The following is a 25,802-nucleotide window of genomic DNA, read 5'->3' as shown; positions in this document are numbered from 1 at the left end:
CTTCAGTAACCTAATAGCACAGTGCCTCTACTTGTGCGCCAGGCCGACGACGATCGCCCATTGTTCAGCGGTGACCGGCATGACCGACAGGCGACTGCCCTTCTGCACCAGGGGCAGCTCTTCCAGCCCGGCCTGCGCCTTGAGAGTGCCCAGTGGCAACACCGAGCGGAAGGCTTCGACGAAGCTCACGTCACGGGCCGTCCAGGGGTTCTTCTCGTCGCTGGCCTTGGGGTCGTGGTAGTGGCTTTTCGGGTCGAGCGCGGTCGGGTCGGGGTAGGGCTCGCCGTCGATCTGCGCGATGCCGGCGATGCCCGGCTCGGGGCAGCTGGAGTGATAGAAGAAGAACAGGTCGCCCGGTTGCATGCTGCGCATGAAGTTGCGTGCCTGGTAATTGCGCACGCCGTCCCAGCGCGCGGTCTTCAGACGCTGCAGGTCGTGGATCGAGAGTTCGTCGGGCTCGGATTTCATCAGCCAGTAAGCGCGTGCCATCCGCGAGGGTCTCCTTGTGCGTGGCGGTTCGGGATCTTTTTTTGATTAAGGGTAGGTGTTTCCCTGCGACAAGCTGCCGGCTCGCCGGAAACAAATTGTAGGAAGAAGATGTAGGAATACCGGCATGAACATTGCCTGAAAGTGCCGGACGTTTTGGGGGCGGCTGCTCCTCCGACGATCGGTTGGCGTCAGAATTGCGAGAAGCTTTTCATTGTCGGAGAATGCCGCCGTTTTTAGCTTGGCCCGCCGGACGGATAAAAAAACCACCGCCGGCCATCGTTGACAGTTTGCCTGGAAGGGGGAGGCAATCGATGAAACGCAAGCCTGATCTTTTGTGGGTGTTGGTAATACTTTTCGGTCTGGGTGTCGTCACTACCGGTTACACCCAGAGCCTGTGGGAACAACGCCAGGGCAACGCCCCGGTGCAGGTCACCCAGCAGCCCTGATCCAGCCATCTGGCATCAGCGCTGCCATCGCCACGGTTATCGCAAGGAACGCGATTCCGTCGCGAGACGGCCATACCAGCCGCCGTCCGTCACAATACCCGTCAGCGGTACGTCCCAGCTCGCCAGCTCCAGCTTGTCGACCTTCTGGCACTCGTGCGCCAGGCCCAATAGTGTCGGTTTCTGCCAATTTTTGCGCATGCCCAGGTAGGCCAGGGTCCGGTCGTAGAACCCCTTGCCCATCCCCAGGCGGCCGCCTTGTGGATCAAAACCGACCAGCGGCAACAGCAGCAGGTCCAGCGCCCAGGCCGGGCGCTGGCACCGGCGGTCGGCCTGCGGTTCGGCGATGTTGAAGCGATTGCGTACCCAGCGCTCGCCGATGCCCACCTGCTGGAAGGTCATGTGCGTGCGCGGCCAGTCCGAGAGCACCGGCAGGTAAGTCGCCTTGCCGCGCTTCTGCGCAGCCTTCATCAACGGGCGCGGGTCGATTTCGCCGTCAGCCGGCAGATACAGGGCGATGTGCTTCGCCCGGCGGAACAGCGGATGCTGCGCGAGCTGGCGATACAGGGCCTGGGCGGCGAGGCGTTGCTGAAGGGGAGTGAGTGCGCGTCTGGCCTGGCGCAACTGGCGGCGCAGGGCAGGGCGGGAAAGGCCATCGGAGTGGATCATGAAAGGGTAAAGCTCCCCGGACATGCCGCTGTCGGGTTAGCCCTTGAACCCGAGAGTTCAAGGTGGTGGTTGCAGTAGGCTTTAAGGCTTTCCGTCGTGCGGACATGCACACCAGCCCAACTGGCAACCCCCGTTGTTGCAATTATCGGCTCAGGGACATCACCGACTGGCAAACACACCAGGGAGCGAGGCGATTATACCCCAAGGAAATTTCCCTGGTCAGACTTCACCCTGTTCCTTATCGGTGGTAAGGGTGTCGGTTGTCAGGGCGCGATCCACACGCTCGAGCAGTTCGCGCACGCGTTCGCGGGTGGAGCTGCTGTCGTGCTCCACACGCTCCTGCTTGTGCAACAGGTCGTGGGTGATGTTCAGGGCGGCCATCACCGCGACGCGGTCGGCACCGATCACTTTGCCGCTGGAACGGATCTCGCGCATCTTGCTGTCCAGGTAGCGCGCGGCGCTTTCCAGGTTGACGCGCTCGTCCGGAGGGCAGGCGATGCAGTACTCCTTGTCGAGGATTTGGACGTTCAGGGTGTTCGACTGGCTCATGAGTCCTGCTCCAGGGCTTTAAGACGCAAAATCATCGCTTCGACCTTCTGCCGAGCCAAATCGTTCTTCTCGATCAGATGGGCGCGTTCTTCCCGCCAGCTTTTCTCGTTCGCCCGCAGCAGCCGGTTCTCGGCCTTGAGCTGCTCCAGGCGCTGGAGCAGGAGGTCGAACTTTGCGATCAGCGCGTGCAGGTCGGCGTCTTCCATGGGCTCTCGCTTGGGAGTTGCTTAAGTAATCGAGAACTATATAGGACTGCCGTGGGGGTGGGTCAACGCACGGCTGCCCGACGCGTCGTCACATGGTCTTGCGGTGTGCGCCGGTGCTAGGATAACGGACCATATTCTATGCGTGGCGCCTGATGGCGCCTAGCCGTCACCCGGGTTCGATCATGTCCACTTCCAGCTCCGCCTACACCGCTTTCGCCGCCCTGCTCTCCGAGGCTGCCCTGCCCATTTCCCCCGCCGAACTGCACGGCCATCTGCTCGGCCGCGTCTGCGCCGGTTCGGGCTTCGACCAGGGCGAATGGCTGCAGGCCGCCGGTGAACTGCTCGGTGGCGAGCCGGGCGAGCGCCTGGGTGCGGCACTGAGTGGCCTGCTGGGCATGGTCCAGCAGGACTTCAGCCAGGGCGAGATGGCCGTGGTGCTGATGCTGCCCAACGACGATGAGCCGCTGCTGGAGCGCGCCACCGCCCTGGGGCAATGGTGCCAGGGTTTCCTCGCCGGCTTCGGCCTGGCGCTGCGTTCCCCCAGCCTGTCGGACGAAGCCGACGAAGTGCTGCAGGACATCGCTGCCATCGCCCAGGTCGGTGGCCAGCTGGAAGAATCCGAAGACGGCGAGGCCGACTACATGGAAGTGCAGGAATACCTGCGCGTCGCCCCGCTGCTGCTGTTCTCCGAGTTCGGCAAGGTGCCGGCACCGGCCGAGAAACCCTCCCTGCATTGAGGTCGCGCATGATCCGTATCGCCAAGTCGGAATACGCCCGTCGTCGCAAGGCGCTGATGGCGCAGATGGAACCCAACAGCATCGCCATTCTCCCGGCGGCGCCGATGTACATCCGCAACCGCGACGTCGAGCACGTCTATCGCCAGGACAGCGACTTCCAGTACCTCACCGGCTTTCCCGAGCCGGAAGCGGTGATGGCGCTGATCCCCGGCCGCGAGCACGGTGAGTACGTGCTGTTCTGCCGAGAGCGCGATCCGGAGCGTGAACTCTGGGACGGCCTGCGCGCCGGCCAGGATGGTGCCATCGGCACCTTCGGCGCCGACGACGCCTTCCCCATCGGCGATATCGACGACATCCTGCCTGGGTTGATCGAAGGCCGCGACCGCGTGTACTACGCACTCGGATCGAATCAGGAATTCGACCGTCGTCTGATGGACTGGATCAATGTGATCCGTTCCAAGGCGCGCCAGGGAGCGCAGCCGCCGAACGAGTTCGTGGCCCTTGACCACCTGCTGCATGACCAGCGCCTGTACAAGAGCGCCGGCGAGGTGAAGGTGATGCGCTACGCCGCGGAAGTTTCCGCCGGCGCGCACATCCGCGCCATGCAGGCTTGCCGTCCGGGCCTCTACGAGTTCCACCTGGAAGCCGAACTGGAATACGCCTTCCGCCTGGGCGGGGCGAAGATGCCGGCCTATGGCTCTATCGTTGCCACTGGCCGCAATGCCTGCATCCTGCACTACCGGGAGAACGACGCGCAGATCAAGGACGGCGACCTGATCCTGATCGACGCCGGCTGCGAGATCGACTGCTACGCCAGCGACATCACCCGTACCTTCCCTGCCAGCGGCACCTTCAGCCCCGAGCAGAAGGCCATCTACCAGCTGGTGCTGGACGCCAACATGGCGGCCTTCGACTACATCGCTCCGGGCCGCCACTGGAACGAAGCCCACGAGGCCACCGTGCGGGTCATCACCGCCGGTCTGGTGGAGCTGGGCCTGCTCAAGGGCGACGTCGACGAGCTGATCGAGCACGAAGCCTACAAGGCCTTCTACATGCACCGTGCCGGCCACTGGCTGGGCATGGACGTGCACGATGTCGGCGAGTACCGCGTGGGCGGCGAGTGGCGCGTTCTGGAACCGGGCATGGCGATGACCGTCGAGCCGGGCATCTACATCTCCCCGGACAACACCGATGTGCCGAAGAAGTGGCGCGGCATTGGCGTACGCATCGAGGACGATGTCGTGGTGACCAAGACCGGTTGCGAGGTGCTGACCAACGGTGTGCCGAAGACCGTCGCCGAGATCGAAGCGCTGATGGCCGAGGCCAAGACCCAGGCGGCCTGACATGCAACGTACGCAACTGGCCATCATCGGTGGCGGACTCGTCGGCGCGAGCCTTGCGCTGATTCTCCAGGCCGGTGCCCGCGAGCGCGGCTGGCAGATCGTGCTGATCGAGCCCTTCGCCCCCGGCGATGCCTACCAGCCCAGCTATGACGCGCGCTCCTCGGCGCTGTCCTTCGGCAGCCGGCAGATCTACGAACGCCTGGGACTCTGGCAGCAGATTTCCCAGCGCGCCGAGCCCATCACCCAGATCCACGTCTCCGACCGCGGTCGCTTCGGCGCTGCGCGCCTGACGGCAGTGGAAGAGGGCGTTCCCGCCCTTGGCTATGTGGTGGAGAATGCCTGGCTCGGCCAGTGCCTGTGGCATGCGCTCGACCCGGACGTGGTGAGCTGGCGCTGCCCGGCCGAAGTGCGCCGGATGGACGCGCTGGGCGACGGCTACCGCCTGACCCTGGACGACGACTCGCAGCTGGACTGCGACCTTGCCGTGCTGGCCGACGGCGGCCGCTCCGGCCTGCGCGAGCAGCTGGGCATCAACGTGCGCTCCTCGTCTTACGGGCAGACCGCGCTGATCGCCAACATCAGCCCGTCCGAAGCCCATCGCGGGCAGGCCTTCGAGCGTTTCACCGAAAACGGCCCGCTGGCCCTGCTGCCGCTGCCGGAAAACCGCTGCGCGCTGGTCTGGACCCGCAACGGCCGTGATGCCGAGCGCCTGCGCGAGTTGCCTGACGCGACCTTCCTCGCCGAGTTGCAGGAGGCCTTCGGCTACCGCCTGGGCACTTTGTGCCAGGTCGGCGTGCGCTACGGCTACCCACTGAGTCTGACCGAGGCCGACGAGCAGATTCGCCCGCACCTGGTTGTGCTGGGCAACGCTGCCCACAGCCTGCATCCGATTGCCGGGCAGGGCTTCAACCTGTCGCTGCGCGATGCCAAGGCCCTGGGTGATCGCCTGTTGCAGGAAGAGGCCGCGCCGGGCGATTTCGCCGTGTTGCAGCGCTACCTGGACGGCCAGCGCCTGGACCAGCAGATGACCGTCGGTTTCTCCGATCGCGTTACCCGCCTGTTTTCCAATGCCCAGCCGTTGCTGGCCACCGGCCGCAACATCGGCCTGCTCGGCCTCGATCTGTTGCCGCCGGCCAAGCGCTGGTTCGCCCGCCAGGCCATGGGCCTGGGCGCCCGACCGGTCTGAGTCGATGGAACCACGCAAGAGCTCCCGCCGCGCCCGTCTGCTGCGTTTCGGTCTGAACCTCTACCCGCCCTACCTCGGCGCCGGGGTGCGGGTGCGCCACATCAGCGCGGACTTTCGCGAAGTCCGTGTGAAGATGGGCCTGAACCTGTTCAACCGCAACTACGTCGGCACCCAGTTCGGCGGCAGCCTGTACAGCATGACCGACCCCTTCTTCATGCTGATGCTGATGGAGAACCTGGGGCGCGAGTACATCGTCTGGGACAAGGCCGCCAACATCGAATTCGTCAGCCCCGGCAAAGGTCCGGTGTACGCCGATTTCCGCATTGACCAGCAACTGCTCGATGACATCCGCGAGCAAACCGCCAGCGGCGCGAAGTACCTGCCGCGCCTGCACGCCGAAGTGCGTGATGGCGAAGGCACCCTGGTGGCGCGGGTGCAGAAGACCCTGTACGTCCGGCTCAAGCCGCGCGCGCGGCAGGCCGCTTGAATTTCGATGCCCGCGCCCAGGCTGCGCGGGCCGCTGAAGAAGGAACGCACATGCACGCGGATCTGGTAATCGTCGGGGCGGGAATGGTCGGCAGCGCGCTGGCCCTGGCCCTGGAAGGCAGCGGGCTGGATATCCTGCTGCTGGACGGCTCGCCGCTGAGCGTCAAACCGTTCGACCGCGAAGCGCCTTTCGAACCGCGCGTCAGTGCGCTGTCCGAGGCCAGTCGGCGCATCCTCCAGCGCCTGCACGCCTGGGACGGCATCGCCGCACGTCGCGCTGAGCCCTACCGCGAGATGCAAGTGTGGGACGGCTCGGGCACCGGGCAGATCCACTTCAGCGCCGCCAGCGTGCATGCCGAGATGCTCGGCCACATCGTCGAGAACCGCGTGGTGCAGGATGCCCTGCTGGAGCGCCTGCATGACTCCGCCCTCGGCCTGTTGCCCAACGCGCGCCTGGAGCAACTGCGCCATTCCGGCGACGACTGGCTGCTGAGTCTCTCCGATGGTCGCGAGATCCGCACGCCGCTGGTGGTCGCCGCCGACGGCGCCAACTCCGCTGTGCGCCGCCTGGCGGGCTGCGCCACCCGTGAGTGGGATTACCTGCACCACGCCATCGTCACCAGCGTGCGCTGCGAGAAGCCGCACCAGGCCACCGCCTGGCAGCGTTTCACCGACGACGGCCCGCTGGCCTTCCTGCCGCTGGCGAAGGAGGGCGACGCGCACTGGTGTTCGATTGTCTGGTCGACTACTCCCGAGCAGGCAGAAAAGCTCATGGCGCTGGACGACGACGGCTTCCGCAAGGCTCTCGGCCTTGCCTTCGAGCATCGCCTGGGCGCCATCGAACATGCCGACCGCCGCCTGTGCATTCCGCTGCGTCAGCGCCATGCCAAGCGCTACGTGGAGCCGGGGCTGGTGCTGATCGGTGACGCCGCACACACCATCCACCCGCTGGCCGGGCAAGGCGTGAACCTGGGCTTCCTGGATGCCGCGGTGCTTGCCGAGGTGATCGAGCACGCCCACGCCCGAGGCGAGAACATTGCCGAGGAACGTGTGCTGAGCCGCTTCGAACGTCGGCGTATGCCGCACAACCTGGCGATGATGGCGGCGATGGAGGGCTTCCAGCGCCTGTTCCAGGCCGACCCGCTGGCAGTGCGCTGGCTGCGTAACGCCGGGCTGCGGCTGGTGGACAAGCACCATGAGGCCAAGGGCGTGTTCGTGCGCCAGGCGCTGGGGCTGACGGGCGACCTGCCGAACCTGGCGCGAGTCTGAGAAGGGCGGGCTGCGGCCTCGTACCGCACCCTGCCGAAACACCTCGAAACACCTGCGCGCCTCAGCAGCAAATGAGGTTCCTTATCATTTGCGGGATATTTTCCTCGCAAAGGACACGCTCATGCTCGTGCGCAAAGGTCTTCTCGCCACCCTCCTGCTGGCCGCCTTCGGTAGCACTGCCCAGGCCGCCGACGAAGTGGTGGTCTACTCCTCGCGCATCGACGAGCTGATCAAGCCGGTATTCGACGCCTACACCCAGGCCACCGGGGTGAAGATCAAGTTCATCACCGACAAGGAAGCGCCGCTGATGGCGCGGATCAAGGCCGAAGGCGCCAACACCCCGGCCGACCTGCTGCTCACCGTGGACGCCGGCAACCTCTGGCAGGCCGAGAAGATGGGCATCCTGCAGCCCTTCGATTCGCCGACCCTGGATGCCAACATCCCGCCGCAGTACCGCTCCGGCACTGACAGCTGGACCGGCCTGTCGCTGCGCGCGCGGACCATCGCCTATTCGACCCAGCGGGTGAAGCCCGAGGAACTGTCGACCTACGAAGAACTGGCCGATGCGAAGTGGGAAGGCCGCCTGTGCCTGCGCACCGCGAAGAAGGTCTACAACCAGTCGCTGACCGCGACCCTGATCGAGACCCATGGCGCCGAGAAGACCGAGGAAATCCTCAAGGGCTGGGTGAACAACCTGGCGACTGACGTGTTCTCCGACGACAACGCGCTGCTGCAGGCCATTGCCGCTGGCCAGTGCGACGTCGGCATCGTCAACACCTACTACTACGGGCGCATGCACAAGGACAATCCGCAGCTGCCGGTGAAGCTGTTCTGGCCGAACCAGGGCGACCGTGGTGTGCACGTCAACCTGTCGGGCATCGGCCTGACCAAGTACGCGCCGCACCCGGAAGCGGCGAAGAAACTGGTGGAGTGGATGACCGGGCCGGACGCGCAGTCGCTGTTCGCCGGCATCAACCAGGAGTTCCCGGCCAACCCGAAGGTGGCGCCGTCGCAGGAAGTGGCGGCCTGGGGTGAGTTCAAGGCCGACAGCATCCCGGTTGAAATCGCCGGCAAGCGCCAGGCCGAGGCGATCAAGCTGATGGACCGCGCCGGCTGGAACTGAAGAGCGTGCCGACGCCTTACGGGGTGTCGGCGTCGTCCAGGTGGTCGACGGAGAGCGCCTTGCCGTTCTCCGCCAGCAGGCAGATGAACTGGCCGTCGGACTGGTCGCCGCGGCGCAGCTGGGCGGTCAGGCGCTTGCTGGCATGCTGTCCTTCCACTGCTCCGTCATAGACTTCCTCGTGGATCGACGATGGCTCCACCCACGTCTGCTGCCAGCGCTCCTGCAACTGGGGATTTTCCGCCAGCAGCGTCATCGCCAACTGCAGGCAGGACTCCATGGGGGTAGGCTCGTCGGCCAGAACGGTGCCGCACAGTGTCAGGAGCAGCAGCCCGCAGAGGGTGCGAGGAGTGGACATGGGCTTTTTCCTTGGCAGGTTGAAATGGCAAAGTGGCCGATTCGACCGCTCTACCTTGCGCTTTATCCCTGCTGCGTGAGGATCAGGCGAATTCGATTTCAATGAGAGAAGTTTCCGTCATCGATTCGGCGATATTTCCCACAAGCACCTGCTGATTTCCTGGAAAAACGCAACGCATGCGCACCAACCGCTGGTACCCCATCACTTTCGCTGTCGCCGCGCTGGTCCTGCTGCCCATCAGCGTCCTGCTGCTGAGCTGGGCCGAAATCGACCGCGAGATCTGGTCGCACCTTTGGGAAACCCAGATGGCCCGGCTGTTGGGAAATACCCTGGTGCTAGTGGCTGGCGTGGGTGTTGGCGTGACCGTGCTGGGCGTCAGCCTCGCCTGGCTCACCAGCCTCTGCGAATTCCCCGGCCGGCGTTGGCTGGACTGGGCGCTGATGCTGCCCTTCGCGGTGCCGGCCTATGTGCTGGCGTTCGTCTTCGTCGGCCTGCTGGACTTCTCCGGCCCCGTGCAGACACTGCTGCGTGAGTGGTTCGGCAGCGGCCTGCGGCTGCCTCGCGTGCGCTCTACCGGCGGGGTCATCACGGTACTGGTACTGGTCTTCTATCCCTACGTCTACCTGCTCGCGCGTACCGCCTTCCTCGCCCAGGGGCGCGGACTGATGGAGGCGGCGCGGGTGCTCGGGTTGTCGCCGCTGGCGGCCTTCTGGCGTGTCGCCCTGCCGATGGCGCGGCCGGCTATCGGCGCCGGGCTGGCGCTGGCAATCATGGAGACCCTGGCGGATTTCGGCACCGTCTCGGTGTTCAACTTCGATACCTTCACCACCGCCGTCTACAAGACCTGGTACGGCTTCTACAGCCTCTCCAGCGCCACCCAACTGGCCAGCCTGCTGCTGCTGTTCGTCATGCTGGTGCTGCTGGGCGAGCGCTACAGCCGTGGTCGCAGCAGCGTGCCCAATGAACGTCCGCGTGGCGCGGCGCTGTACCGGCTGCATGGCTGGAAGGCCTTCGCCGCCAGTGCCTGGTGCCTGCTGGTATTCGCCTGTGCCTTTGTCATCCCGGTGCTGCAACTGCTGGTCTGGGTCTGGCAGAAGGGACGCTTCGATCTCGACGAGCGCTACTGGGGCCTGATCCTGCACAGCCTCTACCTGGGCGGCTTCGCGGCGGTGCTGACGGTTGCCGTGGCGCTGCTGCTGGCCTTTGCCCGACGCGTGTCACCGACGCCGGCGGTACGCTCGGCGGTGGGCATTGCCAATCTCGGCTATGCGCTGCCCGGCTCGGTACTGGCGGTGGCGATCATGCTGGCCTTCAGCTGGCTGGACAATCATGCGGTGATCCCGCTCTCCAGCGCCCTGGGCGGCGCCGGCAAGCCGCTATTGCTGGGCAGTATCGGGGCGTTGCTGGTGGCCTATCTGATCCGCTTCATGGCGGTGGCCTACAACCCGCTGGAAGGCGCATTAGCCAGAATTCGCCCGTCGCTACCGGAAGCTTCCCGCAGCCTGGGGGTCGGCGGCGCCGGCCTGTTCTTCCGCGTCTACCTGCCGCTGCTGGTGCCGGGTGCGCTGAGCGCCTCGTTGCTGGTGTTCGTCGACGTACTCAAGGAGATGCCGGCAACCCTGCTGATGCGTCCATTCGGCTGGGACACCCTGGCCGTACGCGTCTTCGAGATGACCAGCGAGGGCGAATGGGCGCGCGCCGCACTGCCGGCGCTGACGCTGGTGCTGGTGGGCCTGTTCCCGGTGATCGGCCTGATCCGTCGCTCCGCACGCCAGAGCGGTTCTTCCCGGCCCTGAGAATCGGCCGTCGGACAAGCTGTCCAGAGTCCGGCCATGCGACTACAATGCGCGCGTTTCGTGCGGGCCGTACTCGCGCTCCGCACCCGCCTCGCCCGGAAGGAGAACACCCATGGGACAGCGCACGCCGCTCTATGATTTGCACGTCGCCCTCGGCGCCAAGATCGTCGATTTCGGCGGTTGGGACATGCCGTTGCACTACGGTTCGCAAGTCGAAGAGCACCACCAGGTACGTCGCGATTGCGGCGTGTTCGACGTTTCCCACATGACCGTGGTCGACGTCACCGGTCCGCAGGCCAAGGAATACCTGCAGCGACTCCTGGCTAACGACGTCGAACGACTTCAGGTTCCGGGCAAGGCGCTGTACAGCGGCATGCTCAACGAACGCGGGGGGGTGGTCGACGACCTGATCGTCTACCTCGGCGTGTACGGTTATCGCGTGGTGGTCAACGCCTCCACCCGCGACAAGGACATGGCCTGGATGCAGGCGCATACCGAAGGCTTCGACGTCACCCTGACCGAGCGCGCGGATCTCGCGATGCTGGCCGTGCAGGGCCCGAACGCCCGCGAGAAGACCGCCGAACTGGTCACGCCCTCGCGCGCCGCGCTGATCCGCGAACTCAAGCCTTTCCAGGGCAAGGCCGACGGTGACTGGTTCATCGCCCGCACCGGCTACACCGGCGAGGACGGCCTGGAGATCATGCTGCCGGCCGTCGAGGCGCAAGGTTTCCTCAATGACCTGGTCGGCGCCGGCATTGCCCCGGCGGGCCTGGGTGCGCGCGACACCCTGCGCCTGGAAGCCGGGATGAACCTCTACGGCCAGGACATGGACGAAGACGTCACCCCGCTGGCCGCCAACATGGGCTGGACCATCGCCTGGGAACCCGAAGGTCGCGACTTCATCGGTCGCGCGGCGCTGCAAGCGCAGAAGGCTGCCGGTGATGCACCCAAGCTGGTCGGCCTGGTGCTGGAAGAGCGCGGCGTACTGCGCGCCCACCAGGTGGTCCGCGTTGCCGGTGTCGGCGAAGGCGAGATCACCAGCGGCAGCTTCTCCCCCACGCTCGGCAAGTCCATCGCCCTGGCCCGCGTGCCGGCGGCCACCGGCGATCGCGCCGAAGTGGAAATCCGTGGCAAGTGGTACCCGGTTCGCGTCGTTCAGCCGAATTTCGTGCGTCATGGCAAAGCCCTGATCTAAATTGCATGATCTAACTTAGAAGAGGGCGGTACCGCCGCCCGTCGCCCAGTCCCCGAGGAACAACAAGATGAGCAATATCCCCGCCGACCTGCGTTACGCCGCCAGCCACGAGTGGGCGCGCCTGGAAGCCGACGGTACCGTGACCGTGGGCATCTCCGACCATGCCCAGGAAGCCCTGGGCGACGTGGTCTTCGTCGAACTGCCGGAAGTGGGCAAGACCCTCGCCGCCGGCCAGGAAGCCGGTGTGGTCGAGTCGGTGAAGGCCGCCTCGGACATCTACGCCCCGGTGGGCGGTGAAGTCATTGCCGTCAACGACGTGCTGGCCGACACCCCCGAAGAAGTGAACAACGACCCGTACGGTTCCTGGTTCTTCAAGCTCAAGCCGAGCAACCCGGCCGAGCTGGACAAGCTCCTCGACGCCGCTGGCTACCGCGCTGCCAGCGACGCCGACGCGTAAGACACTGCTGTACACACAGGCCTCGATTCGTCGGGGCCTGTTCTTTTAGGGAACGACCCTTTCGAGACCGTGGCCATGTCGAACACCCCTTCGCTTTCCCAGTTGCACCAGCCTGATGCCTTCCTCGCCCGTCACCTGGGCCCCGATGCCGCCGAGCAGCAAGCCATGCTCGAGACCCTGGGCATCGCCAACCGTGACGAACTGATCGTGCAGACCGTGCCGCCGGCGATCCGCCTGAACCGCGCGCTGGACCTGCCGGTCGCCCTCGACGAGCAGGGAGCGCTGGCCAAGCTGAAGGGGTATGCGCAGAAGAACGAGCTGTGGACCAGCCTGATCGGCACCGGCTACTACGGCACCCTGACCCCGGCCGTCATCCTGCGCAACGTACTGGAGAACCCGGGCTGGTACACCGCCTACACCCCGTACCAGCCGGAAATCGCCCAGGGTCGTCTCGAATCCCTACTGAACTTCCAGCAGATGACCATCGATCTCACCGGCCTCGACCTCGCCAGCGCCTCGCTGCTGGATGAAGCCACCGCCGCCGCCGAGGCCATGGCCCTGGCCAAGCGCGTCGCCAAGGCGAAGAGCAACCTGTTCTTCGTCGACGCCCATTGCCACCCGCAGACCATTTCCGTGGTGCAGACCCGCGCCGAAGCCTTCGGTTTCGATGTGGTAGTCGACGAAGTGGACAACCTCGGCCAGCACACGGTGTTCGGCGCATTGCTGCAGTACCCGGATACCCGTGGCGAAATCCGCGACCTGCGCTCGGTGATCGACGCGCTGCACGCCCAGCAGGCCATCGCCTGCGTGGCCAGCGACCTGCTCGCGTTGCTGCTGCTCACCCCGCCGGGCGAGCTGGGTGCCGACGTGGTACTGGGCAGCGCCCAGCGTTTTGGCGTGCCCATGGGCTACGGCGGCCCGCACGCGGCTTTCTTCGCCTGCCGTGACGACTACAAGCGCGCCATGCCGGGCCGCATCATCGGCGTGTCCAAGGACGCCCGTGGCAATACCGCGCTGCGCATGGCGCTGCAGACCCGTGAGCAGCACATCCGTCGCGAGAAGGCCAACTCCAACGTCTGCACCTCGCAGGTGTTGCTGGCCAACATCGCCAGCCTGTACGCCGTCTACCATGGCCCGCAGGGCCTCAAACGCATCGCCCAGCGCGTGCACCGCCTGACTTCCGTCCTGGCCGCCGGCCTCGCCGCCAAGGGCCTGAAGCCGGTCAACCAGCATTTCTTCGACACCCTGACTCTGGACGTCGGCGCACAGCAGCAGACCATCGTCGAGCGCGCCCGCGCCGCCCGCGTGAACCTACGCATCGTCGGTGAGGACCGCCTGGGCGTGAGCCTGGACGAAACCACCAGTGCCGAGACCCTCGCCAGCCTGTTCGACATCCTGCTGGGTGCCGGCCACGGCCTGGATGTGGCGCAGCTCGACGCCGGCCAGGTCGCTGACGGCATTCCCGCTGCCCTGCAACGCAGCAGCGACTACCTGACCCACCCGGTCTTCAATCGCCATCAAAGCGAAACCGAGATGCTGCGCTACCTGCGCCAGCTCGAAGGCAAGGACCTGGCGCTGAACCAGTCGATGATCCCGCTGGGCTCCTGCACCATGAAGCTCAACGCCACCAGCGAGATGATCCCGATCACCTGGCCGGAATTCGCCACCCTGCACCCCTTCGTGCCGCGCGAGCAGGCCGAGGGCTACCGCCTGATGATCGAGGAGCTGGAAAGCTGGCTCTGCGCGATCACCGGTTTCGACGCCATCTGCATGCAGCCCAACTCCGGCGCCCAGGGTGAATACGCCGGCCTGCTGGCGATCCGCAAGTACCACGAGAGCCGTGGCGACGCGCACCGCAACATCTGCCTGATCCCGTCCTCGGCCCATGGTACGAACCCGGCCTCGGCGATCATGGCGAGCATGCGCGTGGTCATCGTCGAGTGCGACAAGGGTGGCAACGTGGACATGGAGGACCTCAAGCGCAAGGCCGAGGAAGCCGGCGCGCAACTGTCCTGCCTGATGATCACCTACCCGTCGACCCACGGCGTTTACGAGGAAGGCATCCGCGAGATCTGCGAGGTCATCCACAGCCACGGTGGCCAGGTCTACATGGATGGCGCCAACCTCAACGCGCAGGTCGGCCTCGCGCGTCCGGCGGACATCGGCGCCGACGTGTCGCACATGAACCTGCACAAGACCTTCTGCATTCCCCACGGCGGTGGCGGCCCGGGCATGGGCCCGATTGGCGTGAAGAAGCACCTCGCGCCCTTCGTCGCCAACCACCCGGTGATCCGCATCGAAGGCCCGAACCCGCTCAACGGCGCAGTGAGCGCCGCGCCCTGGGGCAGCGCCAGCATCCTGCCGATCAGCTGGATGTACATCGCCATGATGGGCCCGCAGCTGGCGGACGCCACCGAGGTGGCGATCCTCAATGCCAACTACCTGGCCCAGCAGCTCGATGGCGCCTTCCCGGTGCTCTACCGTGGCCGCAACGAGCGCGTTGCCCACGAATGCATCCTCGACCTGCGCCCGCTCAAGGCGCAGACCGGGATCAGCGAGGAAGACGTGGCCAAGCGCCTGATGGACTACGGCTTCCACGCGCCGACCATGTCCTTCCCGGTGCCCGGCACGCTGATGGTGGAGCCCACCGAGAGCGAGTCCAAGCACGAGCTGGACCGCTTCATCGAGGCCATGCTGTCGATCCGTGCGGAGATCGCCAAGGTCGAGACCGGCGAGTGGCCGGCCGAGGACAACCCGCTCAAGCGTTCGCCGCACACGCTGGCGGACGTCACCGGGCTGTGGGACCGTCCGTATCAGATCGCCGAAGCGGTCACTCCGACCGAGCACACCCGTGCCTTCAAGTATTGGCCGGCGGTGAACCGCGTGGACAACGTCTACGGCGACCGCAACCTGTTCTGCGCCTGCGTGCCGGTGGATGATTACCGCGAGTAAGCGGTGCGCTGAACTGAAAAAGCCGCCCGAAGGCGGCTTTTTCGTTTTTCGTAGATTCGCTCCGGCGTGGGAGCGAACTGGTCGGGCAGAGGGCCTCAGGGCTTGAGCTGCAAGCGGCCGATCAGGCGGATCAGCAGGACGAACAGGACGATCATCAGCACGTTGCTGAGCATGCCGATCAGGTTGTACAGGGCCGATGGCAGCAGTGAGTAGATTTCCAGTCCGACCACGCTGAGGAGGCGGCTGAGCAGCCAGAAACCTTCACTGACGATCAGCAGGATCAGGGTGATCTTCAGCGGTTGGATGGGATCGTTCATGGGACACTCCTTGTCGTAGGCGGAGTGTCAGTAGAACACAGCCCGTACCGCCTGGCGTGGCCCGCGGCGAGCGCCATGGGCCACGCCGCTGGGTGTCACTGGGCGGATGCGTCATCGGGGCGGGTCAGGATGGCGTTGGCCAGCTCCATGTCGCTGCGGTCCTGCAGGGTCGCGTCGTCGCTGCGCAGGCGGGTGAGTGCGGCTTCCAGGTAGGGGCCGCGGATCGCGCCGTCACTGGCGACGAAGGCGCTGGCATCGTCCTGGGCGGCAACGATCAGCTTGTCGTGCTTGAAGGTCAGGTAGGTCGACGCGGTGGTGGCGCCGGACGAGATGACGTCGCGCCAGAAGTCGCCGTCGGCCATGGCCGACGCAACGGGCAGGGCGATCAGGGCAAAGGCTGTGGCCAGTTTCGCGGTACGCATCGGTTACACCTCCGGAAGGTCCGTGTACAGGTGAGAGGCGCGGCGGCTGGCGGGAGTTCCAACTTTCCTGCGACGGTCTGCGCGAGCGGTCGCTCGCGCAGATCGCTTTCGATCATCGCTGGGTAGCGAGGATCGCCGAGGCCAGCTCGGCATCGCTGGCTTGCGCCAGGGCCGGGTCGGCGCTGCGCATCTGCTGCAGCGTGGCTTCCAGGTAGGGGCCACGGATGGCGCCGTCGGTGGCGATGAAGCTGGCGGCGTCGTCCTGGGCCGGACCGATCAGCTTGTGGTCGTCACGGCTGGTCAGGTAGCTCGAGGCGGTGGTCGCGCCGGAGGTCAGGACGCTGCGCCAGAAGTCGCGATCTTCGGCCATGGCACAGGTGAGGGGGAGCAGAGTGAGGGCTACGACAGCAGGGACAAAACGGCGACGCATGATGGTTCCTTGAGTGATTGCGCGCCACTCAGAGCATCGGAATATTCCGCGGTTCCCTCCTGTCGTCGGAAATCTCTGGCGTCTGAGTCTCCTGCCTTCTGAGTAATCTGTCGTCGGAGCTGTCACTCGCGCTTGAGCGAGGGGTCGTCCGGATTCTGCTGCTCAAGCTCCGCCGTGAACTGCTGGACCTTCTGGAACTGCCCGGATTCGCGCAGGTAATCGATCAGTACCAGGCGCGCCGCGCGGTTGGCCGGGTGTTTCTGCAACAGGGCCTCCAGCTCATGGCAGGCGCCGTCGCTGTCACCGGTGTCGTGCAGGGCGATAGCCAGTACGTAGCGCAATTGATCGTCGTCCGGGGCCAGGCGCACGGCCTCACGCAGTTCCTTGAGGGCCTGGGGACGATCACCCTGGCGGATCAGGGCGAGCCCCTTGATGTGGTGCAGCAGGCCCGATGTCGGGTATTGGCGCAGGCTGTCGTCCAGCAGCTGACGCGAATCGACGTCGCGGCCGGAGGCGCTCAGCCACTGGATCAGGGTCACCCTGGCCGGGATGAAGTCCGGGTTGCGCTGGAGCGCTGCGCGCAGCGCGGGCTCCACCTGATCGGGGCGGTCGGACTGCTGATAGAGCATGGCGAGGTTGAGATTAGCCTCGGCACGTTCTGCAAGGCTTTGCTGGACCTGCTCATATTCTTCGAGCCCCTTGCCCAGGCCGGCTCCGACGCTGGCGCGCACTGGCGGCGGGAGCTGCGCCAGTTGCCAGGCGGCGGCGATGCGCACGGCGCGAATCGGGTCGTTGAGCAGGGGCGCCAGCAGCATGGCCTGCTGCGGGGCACCCGCCAGCGCTGGCAGGGCTTCGACGGCGGCGTTGCGTACCAGCGGATCGACGTCTTTCAGGCTCAGGGCCACCAGTTCCAGCGAGCGCTGGCTGGGGTAGCTGGGCAGTTCGGCCAGCAGGGTCGCGCGACGGATCGCCGGCAGCTCGGGCGAGGCCAGCAGCAGGTGCAGCGCGCGGGAGGCGCCGGGCTTGCCGCCGCGGGCTTTCCACAGGGTGTCGTCATAGCGCGGTACGGGATTGCTGGAGGCGTTGGCCTTGACCGGCAGCTCACTGGCGTACCACTGGCGGAACTGGTCGCCGATCTTCTTCGCCGGGGTGTCCTTGTGGCAGGCCAGGCAGGCATCCGGTGCGCCGATACGCCGCGCGTGCGCGGGGTTGGGCAGCGTGAAACCGTGGTCGTGGCGGTAGTCGTTGACCATGTAGTACCGCCCCGGCATGTGGCAGGAGGTGCACTGCGCACCGGGCGTGCCGGGTTGGTGATGGGTGTGCTCGGGCGAGTCGTAGTTCTTCGCCTGCAGGCCCTTGCCGTCGATCTGCGGGCGCACCGGCTTGCCAGAGGTGTTGTGGCATTGCAGGCAGACGCCGTTGCCCGGCGCCTTCAGCTCGCCGCTGTGGGGGTTGTGGCAGTCGGTGCACTGCACGCCCTTGGCGAACATCTTGCTCTGGGTGAAGGAGCCCCACTCGAAGACCTCGTCCTTGATCTTGCCGTCGATCTCGTAGAGCTCACGGGTCAGGGTGCTGGGCAGGTAGTCGTCCATGAAGCGGTGCTGGTTCTGGTAGCCGTCGGCCAGCGGAGCGCGGCGGGCGTGGCAGCGTGCGCAGGTCTCGACGACGGTGCTCTGGCTGGCGTTCTGCAGCGGCACATCGAAACCCTTGGCGGCGTTGCGGTCGGGCTTCTGCGCCCACTCCAGATGCTTCGACGCCGGCCCGTGACAGGCCTGGCAGCCGACGCCAAGGCTGTTCCAGTGGCTGGCGAAGCTGTCGGTCTTCGCGTCGTAATTGCGCTTGAAACCCGTGGTGTGACACTCGATGCACATGAAGTTGGCGTTCTGTGCGGGACGGGTCCAGTGCAGTTCGTCCTTGAAGTCGATGCGCTGGCCGGGCATCAGCTGGAACCACTGGTGCTTGCGGCTATCCCAGGCGACGCCGAGGGCCTGCAGGCGGCCGCCGGGATACTCGAGTAGGTACTGCTGCAGCGGTTCGAAGCCGAAGGTGTAGGCCACCTTGAAGTCCGCCGGCTTGCCGTCGGCGCCGGGCGTGTTGACCCAGTACTCGCCGTCCTTGCGGAAGAACCGGCTGGTCTCGGTTTCGCCCTTGAAGGTGACGCCGTCGAAGTTACCCAGCACGTTGCCTTCGGTGGCCGGCTTCATGGCCTGCTGGTGATGGGAGCCCTGCCAGTCCTTGAGCTGCGATTGGTGGCAGCCGGCGCAGGTGGATTCATCGACCAGTTGTGCGGGCTGCTCTGTCGGTGTCGGTGCAGCGGGCTTGGGCGTGGTGGTCTGGATCGGTGGGTGGCCGCTGGGGAGCTGGACGCCGCTGTCCTGCTCGACCCAGATCCAGGCCCCGATAGTGACCAGGAGCAATGCCCCGGCGACAGCGGCGAGCCAGGTGCGACGAAACCCGGTGGGCTGCGTGGCGGCGGGAGCGGCGGAGCGAGGCTTCTTGGTCTTGTGAGGCATGGACATCCATTTTCCGCGGCGACTCCGTGGGTAATGGAGCTTCCGCGAGCCGGTGGGAGCTGTCAACGCGGACGGGCTGCCGTCTTCGGGAGCTGGCAGCCTGCCGCCGTGGGTGCATCAGGGCTGGCGAATCTCGGCGACTCTTGCGCTGTCGACTTTCACGTCGGGATTGCCGAACTGCGCGGTGAGGTAGTTCACCAGGGTGGCGATCTGCTCGTCGTTCAGCGTGCCGGCAAAGCCAGGCATGAACACATCCTCGTTGCCCACCTTGCGGTGCACGCCGCCGAGTACCACCTGTACCAGGTTGTCCGGCTGCAGGGCGCCGACGGCGCTGTTCTTCAGCAGCATCGGGTAGTAGCCATCTTTCACCCCTTCGCCGCTCCAGGAATGGCAGCTGGCGCAATTGCCCAGGTAGAGACGCGCGCCGTCATCTTTCTTTTGCGCCGCGAAGTCCTGGCCGCGCAGTGTGACCACATCATCCGCTGCCTGGCCCCAGGCGAAGCGTGCCTTGCGTTCGCCATCGCTGACCTCCGGGACGCTGCGCAGGTAGCTGGCGATGGCCTGCAGATCGGCGTCGGTCATGTACTGGAAGCTGTGTTCCACCGCCTCCGCCATGGGCCCGGCGGCCTGTGCCTTGCCCGGCACGCGGCCGGTCTTGAGGTACTGGACGATCTCCGCGTCGCTCCAGCCGCCAATGCCGCTGTGGGTGTCAGGCGTGATGTTGAAGGCGTACCAGCCGCCCAGCGCGGCGCCTGCGAGGAAGCCGGTGGTGCGCTCGTCCGTGGCTTTCTCCTGGAACGCCATGCCGCGCGGTGTGTGGCAGGTACCGCAGTGGGCGAGGCCCTGGACCAGGTAGGCGCCGCGGTTCCAGGCCGGGCTCTGCTTCGGATTGGCCTGGTAGACCGAGTCGTCGTGGAACAGCAGGTTCCAGATCGCCAGCGGCCAGCGCATGTCCAGCGGCCAGGCAATGTCGGAATCCTGGTTGGGCTGTGCGACGGCCTGCACGCCGCCTTCGAGGAACCAGGCGTAGAGCGCCTTCATGTCCTCGTCGTTGATCTTCGCGTAGGCGGTGTAAGGCATCGCCGGGTAGAGCCGGGTGCCGCCCTTGGCCACGCCTTCGCGCACAGCGCGGGCGAAGTCGTCGTAGCTGTAGCTGCCGATACCGGTCTTCGGATCGGGGGTGATGTTGGTGGAGTACACCGCGCCCAGCGGCGTGGCCAGCGGCAGCCCGCCGGCGAAGGGTTTGCCGCCCGGTGCGGTGTGGCAGGCCGCGCAGTCGCCGGCGCGGGCCAGGTATTCGCCCCGTTGCAGCAGCTCCGCCGGTGCGGGGTCGAGGGCCTTGGCAGCATGGGAAGCCAGTGGTGTGGCCAGCAGGGCGAGCAGCAGGAGAGGTTTCATGCCTTGGCCTCCCGCTTCAAGTGCTCGGCCAGGCGCAGGGCCAGGGCGACGATGGTCAGCGTGCAGTTCACCGAGCCGACGGTGGGCATCACGCCGCTGCTGGCGATGAACAGGTTGGGATGGTCGTGGCTGCGGCACTGGGCGTCCACCACCGAGTCCTTCGGGTCGGCGCCCATCAGCACGGTGCCGGTGATGTGGTTGTTGTTGGCGAAGCTGTCGTCGAACTTCACTTCCTCGCCATTGAGCAGCTTGGCCGCATGGGCGTAGACCTCGCGGGTGTGTACCGCGCTCTTGCGCACGTAGTCGTCCATTGCGTAGGTGAATTCGGGCTTGGGGATGCCGGCGGCGTCGCGCTCGGTGGCGCTGGGCACGATGCGGTTCTCCGGGTGCGGGAGAATTTCGTGAAAGCTGTCGAAGCGCACGAAACGCGCGGCGCGGTCGCGGATCTTCGCCTCCAGGTCATGGCCCAGCAGCAGCGGCCCATGGCGGATCAGCTCGGTAGCCACCTGGTCGGTGCGCGAGAGGTTGGACAGGTGGATCTTCTTCGACGCGTACTCGCTGCGGAATGCGCCGTCGCGGAAGCCCACCATGGACGTCATTTCCTGCGGCCCGCGCCCCGGCCAGAGCTTCTCGTCGGCATAGAACTGCACGGCGGTGCCGGGGTGGTCCATGAGGTTGCGGCCGACCATGTCCGAGCTGTTGCCGACCTCGGACATCAGCATCAGCTTGGGCGTCTCGATGCCGTTGGCGGCGAGGATGAAGGTGTCACCTTCGACACGTACTTCATTGCCCTGCGTGTCCTTGTACAGCGCCGCGACGATCTTGCCGCCGTCGCCTTTCTCCAGCTTGAACACCACGGCGTTGTCGATCAGCCGCGCGCCAGCGGCCTCGGCCTTCTCGACGTGGACGATGCCGTTGTACATGGCGCCGATGGGGCAGATGGGCATGCAGTTGTTGTTGCCGCAGCAGGTCGGCCGGTTGTCGTAGGGGCGACTGTTGCGCGCCACCGGTTCTGTCACTACTCGGTAGCCGTTGGCGTTGAGCAGGGTCTTGATGCGCTGCTCGTTCCACGACAGCGGCAGTGGCGGCATCGGGTAGGGCTGGCTGCGGGGCGAGTCGAGTTCCTCGTCGCCAGGGCCCCAGACGCCCAGTTCTTCCTCGGCGCGCTGGTACCAGGGCTCCAGCTCGGCGTATTCGATGGGCCAGTCGCGGCCCACGCCGTAGAGGCTGAGCAGCTTGAAGTCGTTGGGCAGGAAGCGCCAGGCGGAGGCCGCCCAGTGCCAGGTGGTGCCGCCCACGGCGCGGATGTACTGCACGTCGTAGGGATGTTCGCCTTTCTGGATCAGGTAGTGGTTGTCCGGCTTGAACTGCGGGTGGGGCGCGAAGGGAGTGGAGGGGTAGGGCGCCTGGTTGTCGGACTTGTCCGCCTGGTTGCGGAAGCGCTCGACGATCTCCCAGCGGCCCATGCGTGGACCGGCTTCGAGCATCAGCACGTCCTTGCCGGCCATGGCCAGCTGATGGGCGACCAGCGCGCCGGCCACACCGGAGCCGACCACCACGAAATCCGCACGTTGCGTCTCGGCCATGCTCATGCCCCCCGCTCGGTGGGCTGTGCCGCCCAGAAGCCGGGCTTGTTCGGGCAGTAGCTGCGGATCACCAGCACGTCGTCCACCGCGCGGTACATCAGCGCCTGCTCGTAGGTGACCACCGTGGCGCTGTTGTCATCGCCGATCTGCCCCAGGTACCAACCGCCGAGGATCTGCCGGGCCAGCCACTGTTGGCGCTCGTTCCAGCTGTCCGGGGCGTCGCCCAGGCGCTCGATCAGTTCGGCCAGGCTCTGCTTGAGCGCGGTGTCACGCTGCGCCAGGGCCTGGAACAGGCGTTGGCCGATGCGCGGGTCGAGGTTGCTGCGGCCGGTGAGGCGCTGGGACAGGGTCATGAAACCTTCCAGCTCCTGCTCGGCCTGGGGCGTCAGCGCGGCCCAGGTGCGTGCGGCAGGGCTGAGCAGCACACCGCCGAGGGCGGCGCTGGCGCAGGCCACCGCCAGCAGGCGGCGACGTGAAAGGGGGAAGGCGGGCAGTTGTGCCTCGGACATGACGACCTCTCTTGCAACAGGCGAACGGTTGGGGAGCGCGGTCTGTCGCCGCTTGAATCGTGACGCTGGGTGCTTCCATCGGCCACGCGGTCGGTCCGTCGGTCGGACTGGCGATAGCGTGCCCAGGCCCTTAGTATTGCCGCTTGTTCAGATTCTGCCGGGCGATTGGTTCTGCCCGCGGCCCAACCCGGAGCCGCGCCGCAGAGCCTTGCCGCCCGGCTTTTGGGTGAAACCACAGCGATGAAACAGTACCTCGACCTCATGCGCCATGTGCGCGAACACGGCACCTTCAAGAGCGATCGCACCGGCACCGGCACCTACAGCGTGTTCGGCCACCAGATGCGCTTCGACCTCGCCGAAGGTTTCCCGCTGGTGACCACCAAGAAGTGCCACCTCAAATCGATCGTCCATGAGCTGCTGTGGTTCCTCAAAGGTTCGACCAACATCGCCTACCTGAAGGAAAACGGCGTCTCGATCTGGGACGAATGGGCCGACGAGAATGGCGACCTGGGACCGGTCTACGGCTACCAGTGGCGCTCCTGGCCGGCGCCGGACGGCCGCCACATCGACCAGATCGCCAACCTGATGGAGATGCTGAAGAACAACCCCGACTCGCGCCGCCTGATCGTCTCTGCGTGGAACCCCGCGCTGATCGACGAGATGGCGCTGCCGCCGTGCCATGCGCTGTTCCAGTTCTATGTGGCCGACGGTAAGCTCAGCTGCCAGCTGTACCAGCGCTCTGCCGATATCTTCCTCGGCGTGCCCTTCAACATCGCCAGCTATGCGCTGCTGACCCTGATGGTCGCGCAGGTCGCCGGTCTGCAGCCGGGCGAATTCATCTGGACCGGCGGCGACTGCCACCTGTACGCCAACCACCTGGAACAGACCGACCTGCAGCTGACCCGTCAGCCGCTGCCGCTGCCCACCATGAAGATCAACCCTGAGGTGAAGGACCTGTTCGATTTCCGCTTCGAGGACTTCGAACTGGTCGGCTATGAAGCCCACCCGCACATCAAGGCACCGGTTGCTGTCTGACCTGTCCTCGATGAAGAAAAGGCCGGCGCAATGCCGGCCTTTTTCGTTTCTGCATCGCGGATTTCGCAGAAGCTGGCCTGCCCACGATGTGCAACTGGCCTGCTCGATTTCCACGTAAATCAGCCGCGGATGAATCCGCTCCTGCGCCTTCTGGCGCATCGTGCCTCCCTATTCATTCCGTGAATAACTGTTTCGCCTGGCGGGACGAGGTTTCATGAATTGACGTCGCATTGCTATGCTCCCCCGGCTGGCCGCTGAGCAGCGGCCTACGGATTTTCCGCAGTACAACGACAAGACCGGGGACCGTCATGCAGCCTTTCAGCTTTGCCACCACGGCGCAGATCCTCTGCGAAAGTGGTTCCGCCGCCCGCCTGGGTGAACTCTGCCGCGAACGCGGCGCCCAGCGCGTGCTCATCGTCACCGACCCTGGTATCACTCGCCTGAACATGCTCGACGGCGTGCTGCCGGGGTTTGCTGCGGTTGGCGTGGCGGTGGAAGTCTTCGACCAGGTGCTGGCCGACCCGCCGGAAAGCATCGTGCTGGAAGCCTCGGATCAGGCGCGCCGGATGGCCGCGCAACTGGTGATCGGCTTTGGCGGCGGTAGCTCGATGGATGTCGCCAAGCTGGTCGCGCTGCTGGCTCACCCCCAGGCGGCTCAAGGGCTGAAAGATGTCTTCGGCGTCGGCAACGCCCGTGGCCCGCGCCTGCCGCTGATTCAGGTACCGACCACCGCGGGGACCGGCTCGGAAGTCACGCCTATCGCCATCGTCACCACCGGCGAGACCACCAAGATGGGGGTGGTCAGCCCGCACCTGCTGCCGGACCTGGCCGTGCTCGACGCCGACCTCACCCTCGGCCTGCCGCCTGCGGTCACCGCCGCCACCGGCATCGACGCCATGGTCCACGCCATCGAGGCGTATACCAGCAAGCTGAAGAAGAACCCGCTGTCCGACCTGCTGGCCCGCGAGGCGCTGCGCCTGCTGGCATTGAACCTCGACGAGGCGGTGCACAACGGCCGCAACCGCGAAGCGCGGCAAGCCATGCTGTTGGGTGCCTGCCTGGCCGGGCAGGCCTTCGCCAACGCTCCGGTGGCTGCCGTGCATGCGCTGGCCTACCCACTGGGCGGGCACTTCCACATTCCCCACGGCCTGAGCAATGCACTGGTGCTGCCCGAGGTGATCCGCTTCAATGCGCCCAACGCCGGCCCGCTCTACGCCGAACTGGCGCCGCTACTGCTGGGCGAGCGCCTGCGCAGCGATGCCGACCGCACCGAGCAATTCATCGCCGAACTGGCCGATCTCAGCCCCCGTAGCGGCCTGCCCTCTCGCTTGAGGGATGCCGGCGTACCGGAAGACAGCCTGCCGCGCCTGGCCGCTGATGCCATGTTGCAGCAGCGCCTGCTGGTGAATAATCCCCGCGAGGTCAGTGAGAGCGACGCGCTGGCCATCTACCGAGCCGCCTTCTGAGTACCCCATGAGCGAACAGCACCCCAGCCGCGCCGACTACGCACACTTCCAGCCGATCACCACCCGCTGGCACGACAACGACATCTATGGCCACGTGAACAACGTGACCTACTACGGCTTCTTCGATACTGCGGTGAACACCTACCTGATCGAGCGAGGCGGCCTGGATATTCATGACGGCGACGTGGTGGGCTTCGTGGTCAGTTCGAGCTGCGACTACTTCGCGCCAGTGGCCTTCCCCGAGCGCATCGAGGTCGGACTGCGGGTGGGCAAGCTGGGCAACAGCTCGGTGCAGTACGAACTGGCGATCTTCCGCGCGGGCGAAGAGCTGGCCTGCGCGGCAGGCAAGTTCGTGCACGTGTTCGTGGATCGGGCGAGCAGCCGGCCGGTGTCGATTCCGGCGCCGCTGCGCGAGGCGATGGAAGTCCTGGTGCGGGGCTGATCCGCCTCGACGCCGGTCACCAGCCCATCGGGTAATGTTCGATCCGGCACGGCCGGCTTGTGCCATCGCCCTTGCAGATGCCGTCCAGGTACTGGTAACGCATCCACATCCGCTGGCCCGGCGCCGGCCAATGCTGGCGCGGGATGCGGCTTTGCCAGTCCGCGCTTTCGGGTTCGAAGGCGATGAGCTCGCCGGGGCTCGGGCATTCGGTCCCCGCCGACCGTGGCTTGGCCGACTCCACCCGGCCTTCCAGGCCGCGCACGGGCAGCTTGAGCGCTCCGGTGATCTCCACTTCCAGCTGGCAGACCTGCCAGTCCCCGGCGTACGCGGTCCGTGCGGCGCAGAGCGCCAACAGCAGACCGGCGGCAGCAAGAGCTTTCACGAGTAACTCCTTGTCGGCAGTGATCCCTCCCCGCCAAGCCTATACCA

General features: G+C 66.0%; 27 protein-coding genes and 1 other RNA gene. 14 read left to right on the top strand and 14 right to left on the bottom strand.

All coding sequences use genetic code 11. The features are described from left to right. Positions 1 to 27: 27 nt before the first annotated feature. On the bottom strand, positions 28 to 489 hold the full coding sequence (locus FAS41_RS00450) for an EVE domain-containing protein (protein WP_138519763.1): 462 nt from the start codon (positions 487 to 489) through the stop codon (positions 28 to 30). Between the two features lie 311 nt (positions 490 to 800). Here FAS41_RS00450 and FAS41_RS31275 point away from each other — a divergent pair, with 311 nt between their 5' ends. Further along, the gene (locus FAS41_RS31275) at positions 801 to 935 is read left to right on the top strand and encodes a hypothetical protein (RefSeq protein ID WP_128082560.1); all 135 of its coding nucleotides are present in this window, start codon (positions 801 to 803) and stop codon (positions 933 to 935) included. A gap of 36 nt (positions 936 to 971) precedes the next feature. On the opposite strand, the gene FAS41_RS00440 is transcribed toward FAS41_RS31275, so the two are convergent. From FAS41_RS00440 to FAS41_RS00425, 4 genes are all read right to left on the bottom strand, one after another. Next, complete coding sequence (locus FAS41_RS00440) at positions 972 to 1,601, bottom strand: 5-formyltetrahydrofolate cyclo-ligase (RefSeq protein ID WP_138519762.1); 630 nt, start codon at positions 1,599 to 1,601, stop codon at positions 972 to 974. A 9-nt stretch (positions 1,602 to 1,610) separates the two neighbouring features. Next, positions 1,611 to 1,789: non-coding RNA, 6S RNA (gene ssrS / locus FAS41_RS00435), on the bottom strand. Positions 1,790 to 1,820: 31 nt separating this feature from the next. Then, the gene (locus FAS41_RS00430; protein WP_138519761.1) at positions 1,821 to 2,150 is read right to left on the bottom strand and encodes a cell division protein ZapA; all 330 of its coding nucleotides are present in this window, start codon (positions 2,148 to 2,150) and stop codon (positions 1,821 to 1,823) included. Then, the gene (locus tag FAS41_RS00425; RefSeq protein WP_017521390.1) at positions 2,147 to 2,356 is read right to left on the bottom strand and encodes a TIGR02449 family protein; all 210 of its coding nucleotides are present in this window, start codon (positions 2,354 to 2,356) and stop codon (positions 2,147 to 2,149) included. The genes FAS41_RS00430 and FAS41_RS00425 overlap by 4 nt, the downstream gene beginning before the upstream one ends. A gap of 182 nt (positions 2,357 to 2,538) precedes the next feature. On the opposite strand from FAS41_RS00425, the gene FAS41_RS00420 reads away from it, so the two are divergent. The 6 genes from FAS41_RS00420 to FAS41_RS00395 all read left to right on the top strand — a co-directional run bounded on the left by FAS41_RS00420 (position 2,539) and on the right by FAS41_RS00395 (position 8,500). Continuing rightward, positions 2,539 to 3,093, top strand: a complete 555-nt coding sequence (locus tag FAS41_RS00420) for a UPF0149 family protein (RefSeq protein WP_138519760.1) — start codon at positions 2,539 to 2,541, stop codon at positions 3,091 to 3,093. Positions 3,094 to 3,101: 8 nt separating this feature from the next. Then, complete coding sequence (pepP, locus tag FAS41_RS00415; RefSeq protein ID WP_138519759.1) at positions 3,102 to 4,436, top strand: Xaa-Pro aminopeptidase; 1,335 nt, start codon at positions 3,102 to 3,104, stop codon at positions 4,434 to 4,436. 1 nt (position 4,437) lies between these two features. Then, positions 4,438 to 5,622: a 2-octaprenyl-6-methoxyphenyl hydroxylase gene (gene ubiH / locus FAS41_RS00410; protein ID WP_138519758.1), complete on the top strand. Its 1,185-nt coding sequence runs from the start codon at positions 4,438 to 4,440 to the stop codon at positions 5,620 to 5,622. Between the two features lie 4 nt (positions 5,623 to 5,626). Beyond that, on the top strand, positions 5,627 to 6,109 hold the full coding sequence (locus FAS41_RS00405; protein WP_138519757.1) for a DUF4442 domain-containing protein: 483 nt from the start codon (positions 5,627 to 5,629) through the stop codon (positions 6,107 to 6,109). Positions 6,110 to 6,159: 50 nt separating this feature from the next. Next, complete coding sequence (locus tag FAS41_RS00400) at positions 6,160 to 7,377, top strand: 2-octaprenyl-3-methyl-6-methoxy-1,4-benzoquinol hydroxylase (protein ID WP_138519756.1); 1,218 nt, start codon at positions 6,160 to 6,162, stop codon at positions 7,375 to 7,377. A 121-nt stretch (positions 7,378 to 7,498) separates the two neighbouring features. Then, positions 7,499 to 8,500: a Fe(3+) ABC transporter substrate-binding protein gene (locus FAS41_RS00395; RefSeq protein WP_138519755.1), complete on the top strand. Its 1,002-nt coding sequence runs from the start codon at positions 7,499 to 7,501 to the stop codon at positions 8,498 to 8,500. Positions 8,501 to 8,516: 16 nt separating this feature from the next. On the opposite strand, the gene FAS41_RS00390 is transcribed toward FAS41_RS00395, so the two are convergent. Beyond that, positions 8,517 to 8,855 (bottom strand): hypothetical protein, encoded by a 339-nt coding sequence (locus FAS41_RS00390; protein WP_138519754.1) that lies wholly within the window; start codon positions 8,853 to 8,855, stop codon positions 8,517 to 8,519. Between the two features lie 176 nt (positions 8,856 to 9,031). Here FAS41_RS00390 and FAS41_RS00385 point away from each other — a divergent pair, with 176 nt between their 5' ends. The 4 genes from FAS41_RS00385 to gcvP all read left to right on the top strand — a co-directional run bounded on the left by FAS41_RS00385 (position 9,032) and on the right by gcvP (position 15,255). Further along, complete coding sequence (locus FAS41_RS00385; protein WP_138519753.1) at positions 9,032 to 10,651, top strand: ABC transporter permease; 1,620 nt, start codon at positions 9,032 to 9,034, stop codon at positions 10,649 to 10,651. Positions 10,652 to 10,763: 112 nt separating this feature from the next. Further along, on the top strand, positions 10,764 to 11,846 hold the full coding sequence (gene gcvT / locus FAS41_RS00380) for a glycine cleavage system aminomethyltransferase GcvT (RefSeq protein WP_017521398.1): 1,083 nt from the start codon (positions 10,764 to 10,766) through the stop codon (positions 11,844 to 11,846). 67 nt (positions 11,847 to 11,913) lie between these two features. Then, complete coding sequence (gene gcvH, locus FAS41_RS00375) at positions 11,914 to 12,303, top strand: glycine cleavage system protein GcvH (RefSeq protein WP_045213109.1); 390 nt, start codon at positions 11,914 to 11,916, stop codon at positions 12,301 to 12,303. A 75-nt stretch (positions 12,304 to 12,378) separates the two neighbouring features. After that, positions 12,379 to 15,255, top strand: coding sequence for an aminomethyl-transferring glycine dehydrogenase (gcvP, locus tag FAS41_RS00370; protein ID WP_138519752.1), 2,877 nt, complete (start codon positions 12,379 to 12,381; stop codon positions 15,253 to 15,255). A 95-nt stretch (positions 15,256 to 15,350) separates the two neighbouring features. Here gcvP and FAS41_RS00365 read toward each other — a convergent pair whose 3' ends face one another. The 7 genes from FAS41_RS00365 to FAS41_RS00335 all read right to left on the bottom strand — a co-directional run bounded on the left by FAS41_RS00365 (position 15,351) and on the right by FAS41_RS00335 (position 22,430). Next, positions 15,351 to 15,572 carry a hypothetical protein gene (locus FAS41_RS00365; RefSeq protein WP_138519751.1) on the bottom strand — a complete coding sequence of 74 codons (222 nt, stop codon included), beginning with the start codon at positions 15,570 to 15,572 and terminating at the stop codon, positions 15,351 to 15,353. Between the two features lie 95 nt (positions 15,573 to 15,667). Next, positions 15,668 to 15,994 carry a DUF2388 domain-containing protein gene (locus tag FAS41_RS00360; RefSeq protein ID WP_138519750.1) on the bottom strand — a complete coding sequence of 109 codons (327 nt, stop codon included), beginning with the start codon at positions 15,992 to 15,994 and terminating at the stop codon, positions 15,668 to 15,670. A 112-nt stretch (positions 15,995 to 16,106) separates the two neighbouring features. Continuing rightward, positions 16,107 to 16,424 carry a DUF2388 domain-containing protein gene (locus FAS41_RS00355; RefSeq protein ID WP_138519749.1) on the bottom strand — a complete coding sequence of 106 codons (318 nt, stop codon included), beginning with the start codon at positions 16,422 to 16,424 and terminating at the stop codon, positions 16,107 to 16,109. Positions 16,425 to 16,546: 122 nt separating this feature from the next. Next, positions 16,547 to 18,943 carry a tetratricopeptide repeat protein gene (locus FAS41_RS00350; RefSeq protein ID WP_138519748.1) on the bottom strand — a complete coding sequence of 799 codons (2,397 nt, stop codon included), beginning with the start codon at positions 18,941 to 18,943 and terminating at the stop codon, positions 16,547 to 16,549. 111 nt (positions 18,944 to 19,054) lie between these two features. Then, positions 19,055 to 20,335, bottom strand: coding sequence for a c-type cytochrome (locus FAS41_RS00345; protein ID WP_138519747.1), 1,281 nt, complete (start codon positions 20,333 to 20,335; stop codon positions 19,055 to 19,057). Then, positions 20,332 to 21,921, bottom strand: a complete 1,590-nt coding sequence (locus FAS41_RS00340; RefSeq protein ID WP_138519746.1) for a GMC family oxidoreductase — start codon at positions 21,919 to 21,921, stop codon at positions 20,332 to 20,334. The genes FAS41_RS00345 and FAS41_RS00340 overlap by 4 nt, the downstream gene beginning before the upstream one ends. Positions 21,922 to 21,923: 2 nt before the next feature. Continuing rightward, entirely contained in the window at positions 21,924 to 22,430 is a 507-nt protein-coding gene (locus tag FAS41_RS00335) for a sugar dehydrogenase complex small subunit (protein WP_138519745.1), read from the bottom strand. A gap of 240 nt (positions 22,431 to 22,670) precedes the next feature. Here FAS41_RS00335 and FAS41_RS00330 point away from each other — a divergent pair, with 240 nt between their 5' ends. The 3 genes from FAS41_RS00330 (at position 22,671) to FAS41_RS00315 (ending at position 25,373) form a co-directional block, all read left to right on the top strand. Next, a complete protein-coding gene (locus FAS41_RS00330; RefSeq protein WP_138519744.1) occupies positions 22,671 to 23,465 on the top strand; it encodes a thymidylate synthase in 795 nt (264 codons plus the stop codon). Positions 23,466 to 23,773: 308 nt separating this feature from the next. Beyond that, a complete protein-coding gene (locus tag FAS41_RS00320) occupies positions 23,774 to 24,931 on the top strand; it encodes an iron-containing alcohol dehydrogenase (protein ID WP_138519743.1) in 1,158 nt (385 codons plus the stop codon). A 7-nt stretch (positions 24,932 to 24,938) separates the two neighbouring features. Then, the gene (locus FAS41_RS00315) at positions 24,939 to 25,373 is read left to right on the top strand and encodes an acyl-CoA thioesterase (RefSeq protein ID WP_138519742.1); all 435 of its coding nucleotides are present in this window, start codon (positions 24,939 to 24,941) and stop codon (positions 25,371 to 25,373) included. Between the two features lie 16 nt (positions 25,374 to 25,389). Here FAS41_RS00315 and FAS41_RS00310 read toward each other — a convergent pair whose 3' ends face one another. Further along, positions 25,390 to 25,755, bottom strand: a complete 366-nt coding sequence (locus FAS41_RS00310) for a hypothetical protein (protein WP_138519741.1) — start codon at positions 25,753 to 25,755, stop codon at positions 25,390 to 25,392. Between the last annotated feature and the right edge of the window lie 47 nt (positions 25,756 to 25,802).

The organism is Pseudomonas nicosulfuronedens (assembly GCF_005877905.1).
Classification (GTDB): domain Bacteria; phylum Pseudomonadota; class Gammaproteobacteria; order Pseudomonadales; family Pseudomonadaceae; genus Pseudomonas; species Pseudomonas nicosulfuronedens.
Note: the sequence above shows the minus strand (reverse complement) of the source record. Positions and strands in the feature narration are given on the sequence as shown.